This window comes from Clostridium sp. CMCC3677 (assembly GCF_023845585.1).
Lineage (GTDB): Bacteria > Bacillota > Clostridia > Clostridiales > Clostridiaceae > Clostridium > Clostridium aquiflavi.
On record NZ_JAMQHS010000012.1, the window covers coordinates 1 to 16,863 of the forward strand.

Genomic DNA, 16,863 nt, shown 5'->3' on the forward strand with positions numbered 1-16,863 from the left:
GTTTAATCTTGACTTACTCAAATAAAGAATTGCTGGTTTATTTTAATGTTTCTTGTTCTGTTCAATTTTCAAAGATCTTCGCTGTCTTTCGACCGCTTTATTATAATAACATTATCAGTTTTAGTTGTCAACATTTTTTTCAAATATTTTTAATCAACTTTCAACTAATTTTGCACTGTTGCTTCGACATTTATTTATCGCTCACAACGGATATTATGATATCATGATTATGTATTGTTATATACATTTATTTTAGCTTATTATAATAAATTAAACGAATTTTTCTCTATTTACCTTCATTTATTTAACTTTTACATATATTGATACACGTGGGTGAGTTATTGCCTTTTTATTCCCACATTACATTTTACCACCCTAAAACACTACATATATTCTTTACTCTTTGCGCAAGTTATCATAATATTAATACTATAAATGTTAATAAAAATTATTAAATTAACCTTTAATATACTACTTGGGGGGATTTTTTATGATAAAAAAAATATTAAGCTTACTTTTATTATGTTCTACTTTGTTTATAGTAGGTTGTACTAAACAAGAAGAAAAAAAAAGCGTTGATAAATCAACTTCAACAATTTCTTCATCCAGCGAGTTAACATCCAATTCAATTTCACCATTTATATTAACTGACTCAACTTCTTTTCGTTGTCCATTTGTATTTAACAATGATACATTAATATTTCCTAATCCAGATGAGAACAATAGAATTTCAATGATAAATGCTCCTCTTCCAAAGGATATATTGAAAAGTAGTGATTTAAACGATCTAGTTGATTATTATACTGGTGACTTAGCTTTAGTAAATAGTACTCTTTATTTTGCAGATGGAAGTAATAGCAATGGACTATCTTCTATAAATGTTTCTGATAAAACATATACCTCTTTAAATAAAGATTCTGTTTATAGTTTAATTTCTTCAAACGATAAATTATTTTACATAAATAAAAATGATAATCAGAAATTATACAGTTATGATATAAGTAAAAATACATCTTCTGCATTATCTTTAGATAGTGTTGGATCTTTTATAGTTAATGGAGATTTTTTAATCTATCAAAACTTAAGTGATAATTCAAAGCTTTATTACGTTAAAAATGATGGTACTAATAGAACTAAATTAACTGATTATACTGCTAATAGTTTTATTCCATTTGATGGAGAAATCTTATTTTTTAATACATCTGATAACGAAACATTATATTCATTAAATATAACAACTTTAGAATCAAAAAGAATTTCAACTTTACGTGGAGGGAATTTAAAGTCTATAAATAATCAATTATTTTTCATAAATAATGATGACTCAAATTATTTATATTCTTTATCTGTAGATTTACCTAATTCTAAAGTTGATTCAAAGCCGTATATTTCTGAATCTCTAAATAATTATTATTTAACTAGCTCAGGAATATTTTATGAAAAATCTATAAATATTAATAATATATATTATTATCAATTTTCTGCAAAAAATTAGACAAAAAGACTGATGGTATTCTAGTATCATCAGTCTTTTCTTTATTATTGGGCTATGTTTTAAATCATTCTGTTTTTACTTTTCATTGATATTAAAATGATTTCCTCTGTACATTAACTTTATACTAAATTATCTAGATGTTTTTAAAATAATACATTATAAATTACTAACTATCTCTTTAAATTTATTTCCTCTAATCATAAAGTTAGGGAACATATCAAAAGATGCACAAGCTGGTGATAATGTAACTATATCGCCTTCTTTTGCTAAACTTTGTGCTTTTTCAACTGCTTCTTCTAAAGTACTTACTTCTGAAATGTTTATTTTTATTCCTGTATTGTTTTCTAATTTCTTAAACACTTCTTTTATCTTTTCTTTAGTTTGACCTAATAAGATTAATTCCTTTATATATGGATATCCTTCATTTGCTAATGGTTCAAACAATAAATGCTTATCGTATCCCCCTGCTATCAATATAACCTTTTTATCAAAAGCTTTAAGACCTGCTAGTGTTCTAGTTGGACTTGAAGCTATTGAATCATTATAATACTTTACTCCATTTATTTCTCTAACAAGTTCACATCTATGTTCAACTCCGTTAAAGCTTTCTGCAACTTTTTTCATGCTTTCTATAGATACATCATCTTTAGTAGCTATAAATGCAGCTAAATAATTTTCTACATTATGCATACCTTTTATAACTATATTGTCTTTTTTACAAACTTCTTTACTGTCTACATATAGAATCCCATCTTTATAGTAAGCACCATCTTTTATTTCTCTCTTAGAACTAAATTCTCTTACTATTCCTTTTGCTTCATCTTCAAATCCATAAGTGATTTCATTTTCACGATTTATTACTAATACATTATTAGTGTCTTGGTATAAGAATATATTTTTCTTAGCATCAATATACTCTTGCATATCCTTATGCATATCTAAATGGTTTGGAGCCAAATTAGTACATACTGCTATATCCATTGGTAGATTCATAGTCATTAATTGAAAACTTGATAATTCAAGTACAACTCTATCTTCTGCCTTTATTTCTTCAATTTGAGAAAATAGAGGCGTTCCTATATTACCTCCAACCCAAGTTTTATATCCTTCTTCTTGTAGCATTTTAGATACTATAGTAGTTGTAGTAGTTTTTCCGTCACTTCCTGTTATTCCATATATCTTAGCCTTACAATATCTTACGAACTCTTCCATTTCAGAAGTTACATATGCACCTTCTTTTTTAACTTTAACTAAACATTCACTATCTATTCTCATAGATGGAGTTTTAAAAACAACATCAAATCCTGTAAGTTTATCTAAATAATTCTCTCCAAGCTCTAGATTTACACCTTTATTTTTAAAATCAGAAGATACTTCTCCTAATTCTTCTTCTGTTTTTTTATCAAATGCTGTTACTTCTGCACCTAATTTAATTAAAAAATTGATAAGAGGAATATTGCTTACTCCTATTCCTACAACCCCAACTCTTTTTTTGTATATAAAATCTTTAAATTTTTTAAAATCATCTTTCATGTTTTGCCTCCAAACAAATATGATTATAACTTATACTATTTATATATTATTAAAATTCCCCATATGTTATAAATTATAACATTATTATTTTCATATTTTATCACATGTGTAAAAAGTCATTTTAAACTAAGAACTGTCCTAGCTTAAAATGACCTATAACAAATATTACTTTATAAAAAATTCAAATTAAAATTCTAAGCTTTTTTCTATATAAACTTCTAATTCAGATATTTTAATTCTTTCTTGCTCCATAGTATCTCTATTTCTTATAGTAACACATTGATCTTCTAATGTATCAAAATCTATTGTTATACAATATGGAGTTCCTATTTCATCTTGTCTTCTATATCTCTTTCCTATACTTCCTGTTTCATCAAAATCAATATTGAATTTTTTGCTTAAGTTAGAATATACCTCTAAAGCATTTTCTGAAAGCTTTTTAGAAAGTGGTAATATAGCCGCTTTAAATGGAGCTAGTGCTGGATGTAAATGTAATACAGTTCTAGAATCTCCTCCATCTAATTCTTCTTCATCATAAGCTTCAATTAAAAATGCTAAAGTAACTCTATCTGCACCTAATGATGGTTCTATAACATAAGGTATATACTTTTCATTAGTAGTTTGATCTAAGTAATTTAAATCTTGACCTGAATGTTCTTGATGCTTTTTTAAGTCATAGTCTGTTCTATCAGCTATACCCCAAAGTTCACCCCAACCAAATGGGAATAAATATTCTATATCAGATGTTGCATTAGAATAGAAAGACAATTCCTCTTCACCATGATCTCTCATTCTTAAGTTTTCAGTTTTTACATTTAAATTAAGTAAGAAATTCCAACAATAATCTTTCCAATACTTATGCCATTCTAAATCTGTTCCTGGCTTACAGAAAAATTCTAATTCCATTTGTTCAAATTCTCTTGTTCTGAACGTAAAGTTTCCTGGAGTAATTTCATTTCTAAATGATTTACCTATTTGAGCTATTCCAAATGGTACTTTTTTTCTAGAACTTCTTTGTACAGCTTTAAAGTTTACAAATATACCTTGAGCTGTTTCTGGTCTTAAATAAATTTCTGATTTAGCATCTTCTGTAACACCTTGGAATGTTTTAAACATAAGATTGAACTTTCTTATGTCTGTGTAATTCATCTTTCCACACTTAGGACAAACTATGTTGTTACTTTCAATGTATTCTTTTAATTGTTCATTAGTCCAGCCATCAGCAGATGCTACTTCTGCACCATTTTCAGTCATATGATCTTCAACTATTTTATCAGCTCTAAATCTAGCTTTACATTCTTTACAATCCATTAATGGATCTGAGAATCCACCAACATGACCTGATGCTACCCAAACATCACTGTTCATTAATATAGCTGAATCAAGTCCTACATTATAATGACTTTCTTGTACAAACTTCTTCCACCAAGCTTTTTTAACGTTATTTTTAAATTCTACTCCTAAAGGACCGTAATCCCATGAGTTCGCCAATCCACCATATATATCTGATCCCGGGAATACAAAGCCTCTATTTTTACAAAGAGCTACAATCTTATCCATTGTCTTTTCTACTGCCATTCTTTCTTACCTCCAATTTATTTTCATAAAATAAAAAAAGCCCTATAACCATAAAGGGACGAAATATTAATTCCGCGGTTCCACCCTTCTTAGCTTAAGCCCGACTTTCTTCTCATTACACTCAAAAGTTCCATTCATTTTAATATTATAATGATTTCCACCAAACATCATCTCTCTAAAAAAACATTAAAACTACTAATCTTTTTCACTGTGTATATTCAATTATATATTAATTTTATCAAAAGGCTTTTAGATGTCAAGTAAAAAACCTCCTATTCTTAATATATATGTTATTTTAAAATATAAACTCTTTTTATTGAAACAAAAAAGAGTTTTATAAAAATAGACTTTATCTACTTTTATAAAACTCCTAAGAAAAGCTATGTATTTTATTATCATATATAAACATGATTAAATTTATATTATTTTTAGATAAAAAAAATGGCTCCGCGAAGAGGACTCGAACCTCCAACCTATCGGTTAACAGCCGAGTGCTCCACCATTGAGCTATCGCGGAACGTCATTACTTTTACTATTATATCAGACTATTATAATATTGCAACCCCTTTTTGAACTTTTTTGTTTTTTATAATTTACATTTTAGCTGATAACTTTTTTATACTTTCTGTAACCTAATATCTTTATATCTATAGATATATATTCAATATTTTAATTATTACATAAACATTACTGATTTACTTTTATCACATGAAAAAGAGTTTTATAAAAATAGACTTTATCTACTTTTATAAAACTCTTACTAGAAAACATATATTTAATCATCTCATACAAACATGATTAAGTTTATACTATTTTTAGATAAAAAAATGGCTCCGCGAAGAGGACTCGAACCTCCAACCTATCGGTTAACAGCCGAGTGCTCCACCATTGAGCTATCGCGGAACGTCATTACTTTTACTATTATATCAGATTATTATAATATTGCAACCCCTTTTTGAAACTTTTTTTAATTCTTTATAAATTACATTTTACTAATAGGCTATGTTTTAAAACAGTGTTGATATATGCAATAGGTGAAGTGGCATTGTAAATGGACTTTTTTAATTATTACCTAAATAAAATGAATATTAGTAATTTATTTTTATTACATCAAAAAGAGTTTTATAAAAATAGACTTTATCTACTTTTATAAAACTCCTATTAAAAACTATACATTTTATTATCTTATATAAACATAGTTAAATTCACACTATTTTTAGATAAAAAAAATGGCTCCGCGAAGAGGACTCGAACCTCCAACCTATCGGTTAACAGCCGAGTGCTCCACCATTGAGCTATCGCGGAACGTCATTACTTTTACTATTATAACAGATTTTTTATAAATCTCAACCCTTTTTTATAATTTTTTTGTTAATTAAGCTAAATTTTAAGATAATGTTGATATATTCATAGGTAAAATGACATCAGAATTTTACTTATCCATATATAAATGTTCTTCATAACTATTCTTTGATTAATAATCTTTTATATGTCAAAAGTCCCATAATATTATAATATGGGACTTTTGATAAAATTAAATTATTTAATACTATTTTTGTGGTTTCATTGTTGGGAATAATATTACGTCTCTTATAGATGATGCATCTGTTAAGAACATAATAAGTCTATCTATACCCATTCCCATTCCACCTGTTGGTGGCATACCTGTTTCTAACGCACTCATAAATTGTTCATCTAACATATATGCTTCGTCATCACCAAGTTCTCTTTCCTTAGCTTGTTGTTCAAATCTTTGTCTTTGAACTACAGGGTCATTTAATTCTGAGTAAGCATTACATAATTCTCTTCCGAATACGAATCCTTCAAATCTTTCAGTAAATTCTTCATTTCCTCTCTTCTTTTTAGTAAGAGGTGAAATTTCAACTGGATAATCCATAACAAATGTAGGTTGAATCATATTTGCTTCACCAAATTCTTCATATAAAGCATTTAATACTTCACCTTTTGTTACTGTATTTAAAGGCTTAGCAAATTCTAAATGTTTTTCTTTCGCTATAGCTTGAGCTTCTTCATCAGACTTTATTGTAGTAAAATCTACACCTGCATGTTCTTTAACAACATCAACCATAGTTACTCTTCTCCATGGTGGCATAAAGTCTATTTCTGTACCTTGATAAGTAACTTTTGTAGTTCCATTTACTTTTTCACAAACATATGCAACCATATTTTCTGTTATTTCCATCATATCATTATAATCAGAATATGCTTCATATAATTCAATAGCAGTAAATTCAGGATTATGTCTTACTGACATTCCTTCATTTCTGAAGTTTCTTCCTATTTCATATACTTTTTCAAATCCAGCTACAACTAATCTTTTAAGATATAATTCTGTTGCAATTCTTAAGTACATATCTATATCTAAAGTATTATGATGAGTAACGAAAGGTTTAGCAGCTGCTCCTCCTGCAATTGGCGCAAGTATTGGAGTTTCCACTTCTAAGAAACCCTTAGTATCTAAAAATTCTCTAATTCCTGAAATAATTTTACTTCTCTTTATAAAAGTTTCTTTTACTTCTGGATTAGTTATTATATCAACTTCTCTTTGTCTATATCTTAAGTCTGGATCTTTTAAGCCATGCCATTTTTCTGGTAATGGTTTTAAAGACTTACATATTAATTCAAAGTTAGATACTTTAACAGATACTTCTCCTGTTTTTGTAGTAAATACTTCTCCTGTTGCTACAACCCAATCTCCAAGATCATAAGTTTTATATGATTTTAAACTTTCTTCTCCTACAAGATCAATCTTTATAAATAATTGGATTTTTCCATCTTTATCATGAATATCTGAAAAGACAACTTTTCCTTGTCCTCTCTTTGACATTATTCTTCCTGCAACTGTTACATTTTTTCCTTCTAATTCTTCATAATTAGATTTAACTTCTTCTGATGTATGAGTTCTTTCTACCTTATAAACATCAAAAGGGTCCTTACCAGCTTCTTGTAAATCTGCTAATTTAGTTCTTCTCAATGCTTCTTGTTCGTTATACTGAGATTCTAATTCACTTATATTCATTTCCTCAGTTGACATATTATCCCTCCGTTAATCGCTTCTTAATTTATTTGGTTCCCCTTTTAGCCTCTTTGTATATCTAAAATTTCGAACTTGCTTACGCCATCTGGAATTATAACTTCCACTATATCACCAATTTTCTTTCCTACTAGAGCATTTCCAACTGGTGATTCGTTTGATATTTTAAAATTCATAGGATCTGCTTCTGCTGAACCTACAATTGAATATTCAACTTCTTCATCAAAATCATAATCCTTAACTTTAACTTTTGACCCAACTGAAACTATATCTTTTGGAATTTCTGATTCATCAACTACAACTGCATTCTTAAGCTTATTTTCTAATTGTAGTATTTTTCCTTCTGTAAATGCTTGGTCGTTTTTAGCTTCATCATATTCTGAATTTTCGCTTAAATCTCCATAACCCAAAGCAACTTTTATCTTTTCAGTTATTTCTTTTCTTTTTACAGTTTTTAAATATTCTAATTCACTTTCTAATTTCTTAACACCTTCGTAAGTCATTACGTATTGTTTTGGTTCACTCATATTTTACTCCCCTTCAATCACCTTAAATTTTTTTATATTTAAGTGCCTATTTCAGGCATTATACTCAAAATCATTAACTAATTATAAATCAGGGTATCATATATGTCAACAAACCTACTGATTGCCTAATATGATTTCCACATCATTATACAGTATTGATTCAAGTGTAATATCATTACTTTTTAACATTTCACATATACTACTATTTCTTTGTTTTCTAATTATAGAAGCTATTAATTGTGGAGGCATTTCTTTTAACAATATATTCCAAGGAACTTTGTATAATATACTATTTATATATATGCCTTTATTTGAATTAGTTGGAAAATCCCCTAAATACCAAACATTGTTACAGTCATATTGTTTATTTTTAGATGTAACAACAAAATCTATATTTGGTAAATTACTTTCTCGTAATATTACTTCTATAGATAATCCATATTCACTCATAATAGTTTCTCTAATTTTTTCTATTTTATTAATGCTATTATTCAGCAGAATAACATTTCTGCCTTCTTTAGCCAATTCTTTAAGTATGCTTACTAATAAGTTTTCCTCATCAATATCTACTAATATATTTGAATTCTTAATAGATTTATTAAGGTTCATTAAAACAAACCTTATGCTTTGTACTATACTATACGAAATGAACTCCTTTTGAAATTTACTTGCATAATTTAAATTATACAAGCTCTTTCCATTCAAACTTAATTCATCATACTTTCCATTATATTTAGTTAATATCCTTGATAGATTTTTTTCGTAAGCAATATCATTTAAATTAGATGGAATTTCTACTCTTTTTATAAGAATACCCAATTCCTCTATTTTTATATCTTTTAATTTTTTTGTTTTAAATACGTCAATTATTTTAGTAAAGAAATTATATTTATTATATATACGTTTTTTATTCAAATATACATATAAAATAGTATCCATAAATAAAATTCTCCATAACATTGATATCAATACTATCATATTCTAATAACTTTACAATAATTCTTATTTATAAAGTATTTTTATATTGTTCTAAAATACTCATAACTTCATCACTATCATTAAGAATATTTATTTGATTCTTAATTTCTGTGGATCTTGGAAGTCCTTTTATATACCAAGAAGCATGTTTTCTCATTTCTCTTATAGCCTTGTATTCTCCATCATTTTTAATAGCTAGTTCATAATGTCTTATACACATATTAATTTTATCCTGATAAGAAATTTCTCCAACAGCTTTTCCATTCAATGCATCTTGAATTTGTTTAAATATCCAAGGATTACCCATACTACCTCTTGCTACAAGTATTCCATCACAATTTGTTAATTCTTTCATTTTTATTGCATCTTCTGGTGAAAATACATCTCCATTCCCTAAAACAGGAATAGAGACTGCTTCTTTAACCTTCTTTATTATCTCCCAATCTGAGTGACCTTCATACATTTGCTTTCTAGTTCTTCCATGAACAGCTATTGCATCTGCTCCAGCTTCTTCTAATACTTTTCCAAACTCCACAGCATTTATATGTTCATCATCATATCCTTTCCTAAACTTTACTGTTACAGGTTTTTTAGAAACTTTTTTTATTGCTTTTACAATATCATAAGCTAAATTTGGCTCTAGCATAAGTGCTGATCCTTCTTTGTTTTTTACTATCTTAGGAGCTGGACATCCCATATTTATATCTATAATACAAACATCTTCTCTTGGATTTAAATATTTTTCACATATTTCTGCCATTATTTCAGGTTCACGTCCAAATATTTGTACTGCTACTGGAGACTCCTCATTAGAGACTCTAAGTAGAGTTTGCGTATTCTCACTCCCATAATATAAAGCCTTTGCACTAACCATTTCAGTGCAAACTAGTCCACAACCCATTTCCTTACAAAGTCCTCTAAATGATAGATCTGTAACACCTGCCATAGGTGCTAAAAAAACAGTATTATCAAAACTCAGATTTCCTATTTTCATTTGTTTTACTCCCTATTCTTTTTGTATAATATTTTTAATCCCTCTAATGTTAAATCTGAATCTACTTTATTTATTACATCTGTTTCGTTTGCTATTAAATTAGCTAAACCTCCTGTTGCTATGACATAAGGCTCTACTCCATCGCTCATTTCTTCTTTCATTTTCTTTACAATATACTCAACTTGACCTATGTATCCAAATAATACACCAGATTGTATACTCGAAACTGTATTTTTGCAAATTACTTTTCTAGGTACTTCTAATTCTACTCTTGGTAGTTTAGCTGCTCTTTCAAATAATGCATCTGCAGAAATTCTAAGCCCGGGGCATATACAACCTCCTAAATAATCTCCATTTTCAGTTACAGCGCAAAAAGTTGTTGCTGTACCAAAATCTATTATAATGACTGGTCTTTTGTAAATTTCAAAAGCAGCAACTGCGTTAACTATTCTGTCTGCACCTACTTCTTTAGGATTATCATATTTAATATTTATACCTGTTTTTATTCCAGGACCAACTATTATAGGTTCTTGACCAAAGCATCTTCTTAACATATTTTCTAAAGAATGCATAATATTGGGAACAACTGATGAAACAATAATACCTTTAACCTCTTTTGGGTTAAGATCACTTAAATTAAATAATTGCATTATTTGTATACTATACTCATCAGATGTCTTATTTCCTTCAGTGGAAATACGCCAACTCGCTATGTATTTTTTATCTTTATATACACCTAGAACTATGTTAGTATTGCCCGCATCTACAAGTAGAATCATTAAAAGCACCACCTTAATAATATTAAAATTAAAAGCAGCCCTAAAGCTGCCTTAATTTAGTAATTTACTTTAAAATAACAATTTAATTTTAACAATTCACATTAATTTGTCAAGGGTTTCATATAAATTAAAATAATCCAATTATTTCGCCATCTTTAAGTACATCCATCTTATTTGCAGCTGGAACTTTTGGTAATCCTGGCATAGTCATTATATTTCCTGTTTGAACTACTATAAATCCGGCTCCATTAGATACTCTAATTTCTTGAACATTAATATTAAATCCTTGTGGTTTAGCTAATAAATTTGGATTATCTGATAATGAGTATTGAGTCTTAGCCATACATATAGGTAATTTATCTAAATTAAACTTAACTAACTCATTAATTTGTTTTTTAGCTTCATTACTATATATAACTCCATCAGCTCCATAGATTTCCTTTGCTATAGTTAATATCTTTTCTTCTATAGTTTTATTGGCATCATAAAGAGTTTTAAAATTAGATTTATCTTTTTCTATAACATCTAATACAGCTTCACCTAATTCTATTCCGCCATCTCCGCCTTTTGCCCAAACATCAGAAAGCGCTACTTTCACACCTAACTTTTCACAAAAGTCCTTTATAAATTGAACTTCTTCATCACTATCATTAACAAATTTATTTATAGCTACTACAGGTTCTATATTAAATTTTTTAATATTTTCTATTTGTTTTTCTAAGTTAGCTATTCCTACTTTTAGTGCTTCAACACTTGGAATATTCAAATCTGCTTTAGATACTCCACCGTGATGCTTTAATGCTCTAATTGTAGCAACTATAACTACACAACAAGGTTTTAAGTTTCCATATCTACATTTTATATCAAAAAACTTTTCAGCGCCTAAATCTGCACCAAATCCTGCTTCTGTTACTACTATGTCTCCTAATTTAAGTGATAATTTAGTAGCCATTATAGAATTACATCCATGTGCTATATTGGCAAAAGGTCCACCATGTATCAATGCTGGAGTATTTTCTAATGTTTGAACTAAATTAGGTTTAATCGCATCTTTCATTAATAATGCCATAGCACCTTGAATTTCTAACTGTTTTGCATATACAGGATTTCCATCTAAATCATATGCTATTAGTATATCCCCCATTCTATGTTTTAAATCTTCTAAATCACTAGCTAAACAAAGTATAGCCATTATTTCTGAAGCTACAGTAATAGTGAATCCATCTTCTCTTACAAAACCATTGATTTTTCCACCCATACCAACAATGATTTTTCTTAATGCTCTATCATTCATATCCATAACTCTTTTGAATATTATTCTTCTTGAGTCTATCCTTAAATCATTACCTTGGTGTATATGATTATCTATGGCTGCTGATAATAAATTATTAGCAGATGTAATAGCATGCATATCACCTGTAAAATGAAGATTAATATCTTCCATGGGAACTACTTGTGCATATCCACCACCAGCAGCGCCTCCTTTTATTCCAAATACAGGTCCTAATGATGGCTCTCTTAATGCTATAATAGCATTTTTACCCATCTTATTAAGAGCGTCTCCTAAACCTACTGTAACAGTTGATTTTCCTTCTCCTGCCGGAGTTGGATTTATAGCTGTTACTAATACTAATTTTCCATCTCTATTATTTTTAGCTTTCTCATATACATCTAAAGAAACCTTACATTTATATTTACCATAGTACTCAATATCTTCTTCATCTAAGCCTAACTTTTCTGCAACATTTCTAATATGTAACATTTCTGCTTCTTGTGCAATTTCTATATCCGTCTTCATCAAAAACCCTCCAATACTTTATTACATTAATTTTTAGCTTACTATTAATTGTATTATAGCATTTTGTTATAGAAGTCAAAAGATTTTTTCGAATATTTAACATTTTATCAATTTTATCATTCGTATATATTAGAAATTTTATAAAATTATAATTTTGTATCATTTGTATTTATAATAAAAAGAGATTTTTAAAAGAATATCTTTTAAAAATCTCTTTACTTTAGTTATTTGCAAAAATTTCTTCAAACTCTTTACCTTCGATCTTTTCCTTTTCAAGTAAAGCCCCAGCTACTGCATGTAACTTATTTAAATTTTCATTCAATAATTTTTCAGCTTTAGAATATGCTTCATCTATAAAATCTTTTATTTCATGATCTATTTTAGAACTAATATCTTCACTAAAGTTTCTACCTTTTCCTAAGTTTCTTCCTAAGAAAACTTCACTATCATCAGAACCATAAGATATAGTACCAATTTTATCACTCATACCATATTCCATAACCATGCTTCTTGCAATAGCGCTTGCTCTATCTATATCATTCTTTGCGCCAGTACTTATATCTCCAAGTATTAAGTGCTCTGCAACTCTTCCACCAAGTAAACCTACCATATCATTTTTAAGCTTAGATTTTGATGTATAAGCTCTATCCTCATTAGGAAGTTGCATTGTATATCCTCCAGCTCTTCCTCTTGGAATTATACTGATTTCATGTACTTTATCTGAATTAGGAAGTAACTTCATAACAACAGCATGACCGGCTTCATGATAAGCCGTTAATTTTTTATCATGATCTGTTATAACTCTACTCTTCTTTTCAGGACCTGCTATAACTCTTGTTATAGCTTCTTCCATATCTTGCATTGATATTCTCTTCTTATCTCTTCTTACTGCAAGAAGAGCTGCTTCATTAGCTAAGTTTTCTAAATCCGCTCCTGAGAATCCCGGAGTTCTTTTTGCTAATACATTTAATTCAACACTTTCTTCAAGTGGTTTTTTTCTTGTATGAACTTTAAGAATCTCTTCTCTTCCTTTTACATCAGGTATTCCTACAAGAACTTGCCTATCAAATCTACCTGGTCTTAGTAGAGCTGGGTCTAAGATATCTGGTCTGTTAGTTGCAGCTATCATTATTATTCCTTCATTAGCTCCAAATCCATCCATTTCAACTAAAAGTTGATTCAAAGTTTGCTCTCTTTCATCATGACCACCGCCTAAACCAGCACCTCTTTGTCTTCCTACAGCATCAATTTCATCTATAAATATTAAACAAGGAGCATTTTTTTTAGCATCCTCAAATAAACTTCTAACTCTTGATGCACCAACACCAACAAACATTTCAACGAAGTCAGATCCTGATATACTAAAGAAAGGTACTCCTGCTTCACCAGATATAGCTTTAGCTAGTAAAGTTTTTCCAGTTCCTGGAGGTCCAACTAATAGTACACCTTTAGGTATTCTTGCACCTATCTCAATATATTTTGATGGAGTCTTTAAGAAATCAACAATTTCTTCTAATTCTGCTTTTTCTTCATCAGCTCCAGCAACATCTTTGAAAGTGACTTTTTGAGAATCAGGCATCGCCATTTTAGCTTTACTTTTACCAAAATTCATTACGCCTCTTCCGCCGCCACCACCTTGGGACTGTTGAGTAAATACAAATAAAAATACTAAGAAAATAACAACTAATAAAACGCTTGGTATTAATGTTGTAAGCCACATTCCACTATTAGATGGTTGTTCAAAGCTTATTCTTACATCTGATTTAGGAGTTTCTTTAATTAAAGAAGTTATTAAATCGTCTGGAACTACTGTAACAAAACTTTTATCATCCTTAGTCTTTCCTTCAACGGTCATTTTGTCTTGTTTTATAGTAATACTTTCAATTTGATCTTGATTCCATTTTTGTTGGAACGAACTATATATTATACTATCTGAGCCTTTTCCTGTTTCCCACATAGCAACCGATGCTAAAATAAGCATAATCGAAACTACTGTCCACAAAGCTGCACTTGAATATTTTTTCATTCAAGGCCCCCCTTTCTTATACATGATTTTAATTTTACCATAGCACTATTTCAATTACAATAAATTGTAAATTCTATTTTTCATATACTTCTGGTTTTAATACTCCTATAAATGGTAAATTTCTATATTTTTCTGCATAATCAATACCATACCCAACTATGAATGCATCAGGTACTTCAAAACCTATGTATTTTACATCAACTTTAGCTGTTCTTCTTGCAGATTTGTTTAATAAAGATACTATCTCTATAGTATGAGCTTTTCTTGCTTTTAAATACTTTAATAAATAACTAAGAGTAATTCCACTATCAACAATATCCTCTACTAATAAAATATCCTTACCTTCAATACTATAATCTAAATCTTTTAAAATTCTTACTACTCCTGATGTTTCTGTAGAATTTCCATAGCTTGATACAGCCATAAAATCTATTTCACATGGTATAGATATGTTTTTAATTAACTCTGCTGCAAATAACACAGATCCTTTAAGTATTCCTACTACAACTAATTCTCTTCCTTTATAATCTTCACTTATCTTTGCTGCTATCTCCTTTATTTTTTCATTTAAAGTTTCCTCATCAAATAATATCTCTTGTATATCTTCTTTCATAACTTCTATTCCTTTCTTTTAGCTACTATTTTTAATATATTTTTACTATTATTAGTTACTTTAAAGTTATCTGATATTTTTAATCCTACAATCCACGCTATATTATCATCAAAACAAATTAATGGTATTAAATCTCTATCTTCTTGAGGGATTTTCATATTTATAAATATATCTTTTAATTTCTTTTGACCTTTCATCCCTAAAGGTGTAATTTTATCCCCATTTTTTCTTGTTCTAAATAAAATGTTTTCTTCTATCTTATCCAAATCAAAATATTTCACTAAATTATTTTCTTTTAAATCTAGTAAATTATTAGATTTATTTTTTAAAATACTCATTACAAATTCATAATTATTAAAATATATGGTATCTTCACCTATGTTTTTCTTATCTAAAAAAGTTTCTGTTTTGTTACTTTTAATATTTTCTTTTACTTTGCTGCTTATTTTTATATCGCCATATATATTTTCTACATATATATTCTTAGGCAGATTTATACTTTTTCCTGTTTCTTTTTTAGATAATTCTAAAATATCATATATATGCTTCATTTCAAAATCATAATGAGATTTAGAATATTCAACAAGAGCGCTTCTTATAATTCGTGTTACTATAGCTTCATCTTCTCTAAACAATTTTTTATTTAATATAAAAAAATTATTGTCATTATCCTTTTTACAATATTCATTATAAACTTTAATACACAATCTCTCAATAAAAGCATTGTCTTTTTGTATTAATAATGACATTCTATTTAAAGTTTTAACTATATCTTCATTAAAATTATCCTGAATATATGGAATTATATCCAATCTTATTTTATTTCTATTATAAATTTTTTCAAAGTTAGTCTTGTCTATTCTAGGCTTTAGATTTTTCTTTTCTATATACTCTTCAACTTCTTTTCTAGTTAGACACAATATAGGTCTAATAATCTTATCCTCTCTACAAACTTTTATTCCACCTAACCCTTCAAGTCCAGTGCCTCTCATCATTCTAAAAATTATAGTTTCAGCCTGATCATTAGCATTATGAGCAGTAGCTATTTTATTAAATCCTTCTTTTTTTAATATCTCATCAAAAAAATCATATCTTACATTTCTTCCAGCTAGCTCAGAAGATAATCTATGTTCTTTTGAATATTTATTTATATCAACCCTTTTTACATAATAAGAAATATTCATTTTTTTACATGTATTAATCACAAATTCTTCATCTTTAAAAGCATCTTCGCCCCTTAATAGATGATTTAAGTGAGCTGCTCCAATTTCTATACCAAGTTCTCCTCTCAATTCTTTTAATATATTTAATAGGCATAAGGAGTCGGGTCCTCCTGAAAGAGCTACTAATATTTTATCTCCCGATTTTATAAGATTATTATCAATAATATAAGATAATATTTTTTTCTTCAAAATTAACACTTCCTATTTTTTTATACAACTTCTATTATAATACCTTATATTCATTTTAAATGTAAATATTTATAG

General features: G+C 28.2%; 12 protein-coding genes, 3 tRNA genes and 1 other annotated feature. Of the genes, 1 reads left to right on the plus strand and 14 read right to left on the minus strand.

From position 1 onward, the window contains the following. Positions 1-490: 490 nt before the first annotated feature. Positions 491-1,495, plus strand: coding sequence for a DUF5050 domain-containing protein (locus tag NG901_RS14170; RefSeq protein ID WP_252215880.1), 1,005 nt, complete (start codon positions 491-493; stop codon positions 1,493-1,495). Positions 1,496-1,651: 156 nt separating this feature from the next. On the opposite strand, the gene murD is transcribed toward NG901_RS14170, so the two are convergent. The 14 genes from murD to tilS form a co-directional block, all read right to left on the minus strand. Continuing rightward, positions 1,652-3,028 carry a UDP-N-acetylmuramoyl-L-alanine--D-glutamate ligase gene (murD, locus tag NG901_RS14175; RefSeq protein WP_252215881.1) on the minus strand — a complete coding sequence of 459 codons (1,377 nt, stop codon included), beginning with the start codon at positions 3,026-3,028 and terminating at the stop codon, positions 1,652-1,654. 186 nt (positions 3,029-3,214) lie between these two features. Continuing rightward, positions 3,215-4,606, minus strand: a complete 1,392-nt coding sequence (locus NG901_RS14180) for a glycine--tRNA ligase (protein WP_252215883.1) — start codon at positions 4,604-4,606, stop codon at positions 3,215-3,217. Between the two features lie 51 nt (positions 4,607-4,657). After that, positions 4,658-4,824 (minus strand) — a binding site (T-box leader). 224 nt (positions 4,825-5,048) lie between these two features. Beyond that, a tRNA-Asn gene (locus tag NG901_RS14185) sits at positions 5,049-5,123 on the minus strand. Between the two features lie 311 nt (positions 5,124-5,434). Further along, positions 5,435-5,509: transfer RNA gene (locus tag NG901_RS14190), tRNA-Asn, on the minus strand. Positions 5,510-5,836: 327 nt separating this feature from the next. Continuing rightward, positions 5,837-5,911 (minus strand) — tRNA-Asn (locus NG901_RS14195). Positions 5,912-6,155: 244 nt separating this feature from the next. Further along, entirely contained in the window at positions 6,156-7,661 is a 1,506-nt protein-coding gene (gene lysS / locus NG901_RS14200; protein ID WP_252215885.1) for a lysine--tRNA ligase, read from the minus strand. A gap of 44 nt (positions 7,662-7,705) precedes the next feature. Next, entirely contained in the window at positions 7,706-8,188 is a 483-nt protein-coding gene (gene greA, locus NG901_RS14205; protein ID WP_252215888.1) for a transcription elongation factor GreA, read from the minus strand. Positions 8,189-8,302: 114 nt separating this feature from the next. Then, the gene (locus NG901_RS14210; protein WP_252215890.1) at positions 8,303-9,127 is read right to left on the minus strand and encodes a hypothetical protein; all 825 of its coding nucleotides are present in this window, start codon (positions 9,125-9,127) and stop codon (positions 8,303-8,305) included. A 67-nt stretch (positions 9,128-9,194) separates the two neighbouring features. Beyond that, on the minus strand, positions 9,195-10,160 hold the full coding sequence (gene dusB, locus NG901_RS14215; RefSeq protein ID WP_252215894.1) for a tRNA dihydrouridine synthase DusB: 966 nt from the start codon (positions 10,158-10,160) through the stop codon (positions 9,195-9,197). A 5-nt stretch (positions 10,161-10,165) separates the two neighbouring features. Further along, a complete protein-coding gene (locus tag NG901_RS14220) occupies positions 10,166-10,939 on the minus strand; it encodes a type III pantothenate kinase (protein WP_252215896.1) in 774 nt (257 codons plus the stop codon). Positions 10,940-11,066: 127 nt separating this feature from the next. After that, a complete protein-coding gene (locus NG901_RS14225) occupies positions 11,067-12,737 on the minus strand; it encodes a formate--tetrahydrofolate ligase (protein ID WP_252215898.1) in 1,671 nt (556 codons plus the stop codon). A 220-nt stretch (positions 12,738-12,957) separates the two neighbouring features. Next, on the minus strand, positions 12,958-14,763 hold the full coding sequence (gene ftsH, locus NG901_RS14230) for an ATP-dependent zinc metalloprotease FtsH (RefSeq protein ID WP_252215900.1): 1,806 nt from the start codon (positions 14,761-14,763) through the stop codon (positions 12,958-12,960). Positions 14,764-14,836: 73 nt separating this feature from the next. Then, the gene (hpt, locus tag NG901_RS14235; protein ID WP_252215903.1) at positions 14,837-15,376 is read right to left on the minus strand and encodes a hypoxanthine phosphoribosyltransferase; all 540 of its coding nucleotides are present in this window, start codon (positions 15,374-15,376) and stop codon (positions 14,837-14,839) included. Between the two features lie 5 nt (positions 15,377-15,381). Then, positions 15,382-16,788: a tRNA lysidine(34) synthetase TilS gene (gene tilS / locus NG901_RS14240; protein WP_252215907.1), complete on the minus strand. Its 1,407-nt coding sequence runs from the start codon at positions 16,786-16,788 to the stop codon at positions 15,382-15,384. Positions 16,789-16,863 lie beyond the last annotated feature (75 nt).

Bases quoted from the DNA above. Each gene is read 5' to 3' on its own strand.
- NG901_RS14170 (WP_252215880.1), top strand. From the start codon at position 491: ATGATAAAAAAAATATTAAGCTTACTTTTATTATGTTCTACTTTGTTT.
- NG901_RS14220 (WP_252215896.1), bottom strand. From the start codon at position 10,939: ATGATTCTACTTGTAGATGCGGGCAATACTAACATAGTTCTAGGTGTA.
- hpt (WP_252215903.1), bottom strand. From the start codon at position 15,376: ATGAAAGAAGATATACAAGAGATATTATTTGATGAGGAAACTTTAAAT.
- lysS (WP_252215885.1), bottom strand. From the start codon at position 7,661: ATGTCAACTGAGGAAATGAATATAAGTGAATTAGAATCTCAGTATAAC.
- NG901_RS14225 (WP_252215898.1), bottom strand. From the start codon at position 12,737: ATGAAGACGGATATAGAAATTGCACAAGAAGCAGAAATGTTACATATT.
- greA (WP_252215888.1), bottom strand. From the start codon at position 8,188: ATGAGTGAACCAAAACAATACGTAATGACTTACGAAGGTGTTAAGAAA.
- NG901_RS14180 (WP_252215883.1), bottom strand. From the start codon at position 4,606: ATGGCAGTAGAAAAGACAATGGATAAGATTGTAGCTCTTTGTAAAAAT.
- NG901_RS14210 (WP_252215890.1), bottom strand. From the start codon at position 9,127: ATGGATACTATTTTATATGTATATTTGAATAAAAAACGTATATATAAT.
- ftsH (WP_252215900.1), bottom strand. From the start codon at position 14,763: ATGAAAAAATATTCAAGTGCAGCTTTGTGGACAGTAGTTTCGATTATG.
- murD (WP_252215881.1), bottom strand. From the start codon at position 3,028: ATGAAAGATGATTTTAAAAAATTTAAAGATTTTATATACAAAAAAAGA.
- dusB (WP_252215894.1), bottom strand. From the start codon at position 10,160: ATGAAAATAGGAAATCTGAGTTTTGATAATACTGTTTTTTTAGCACCT.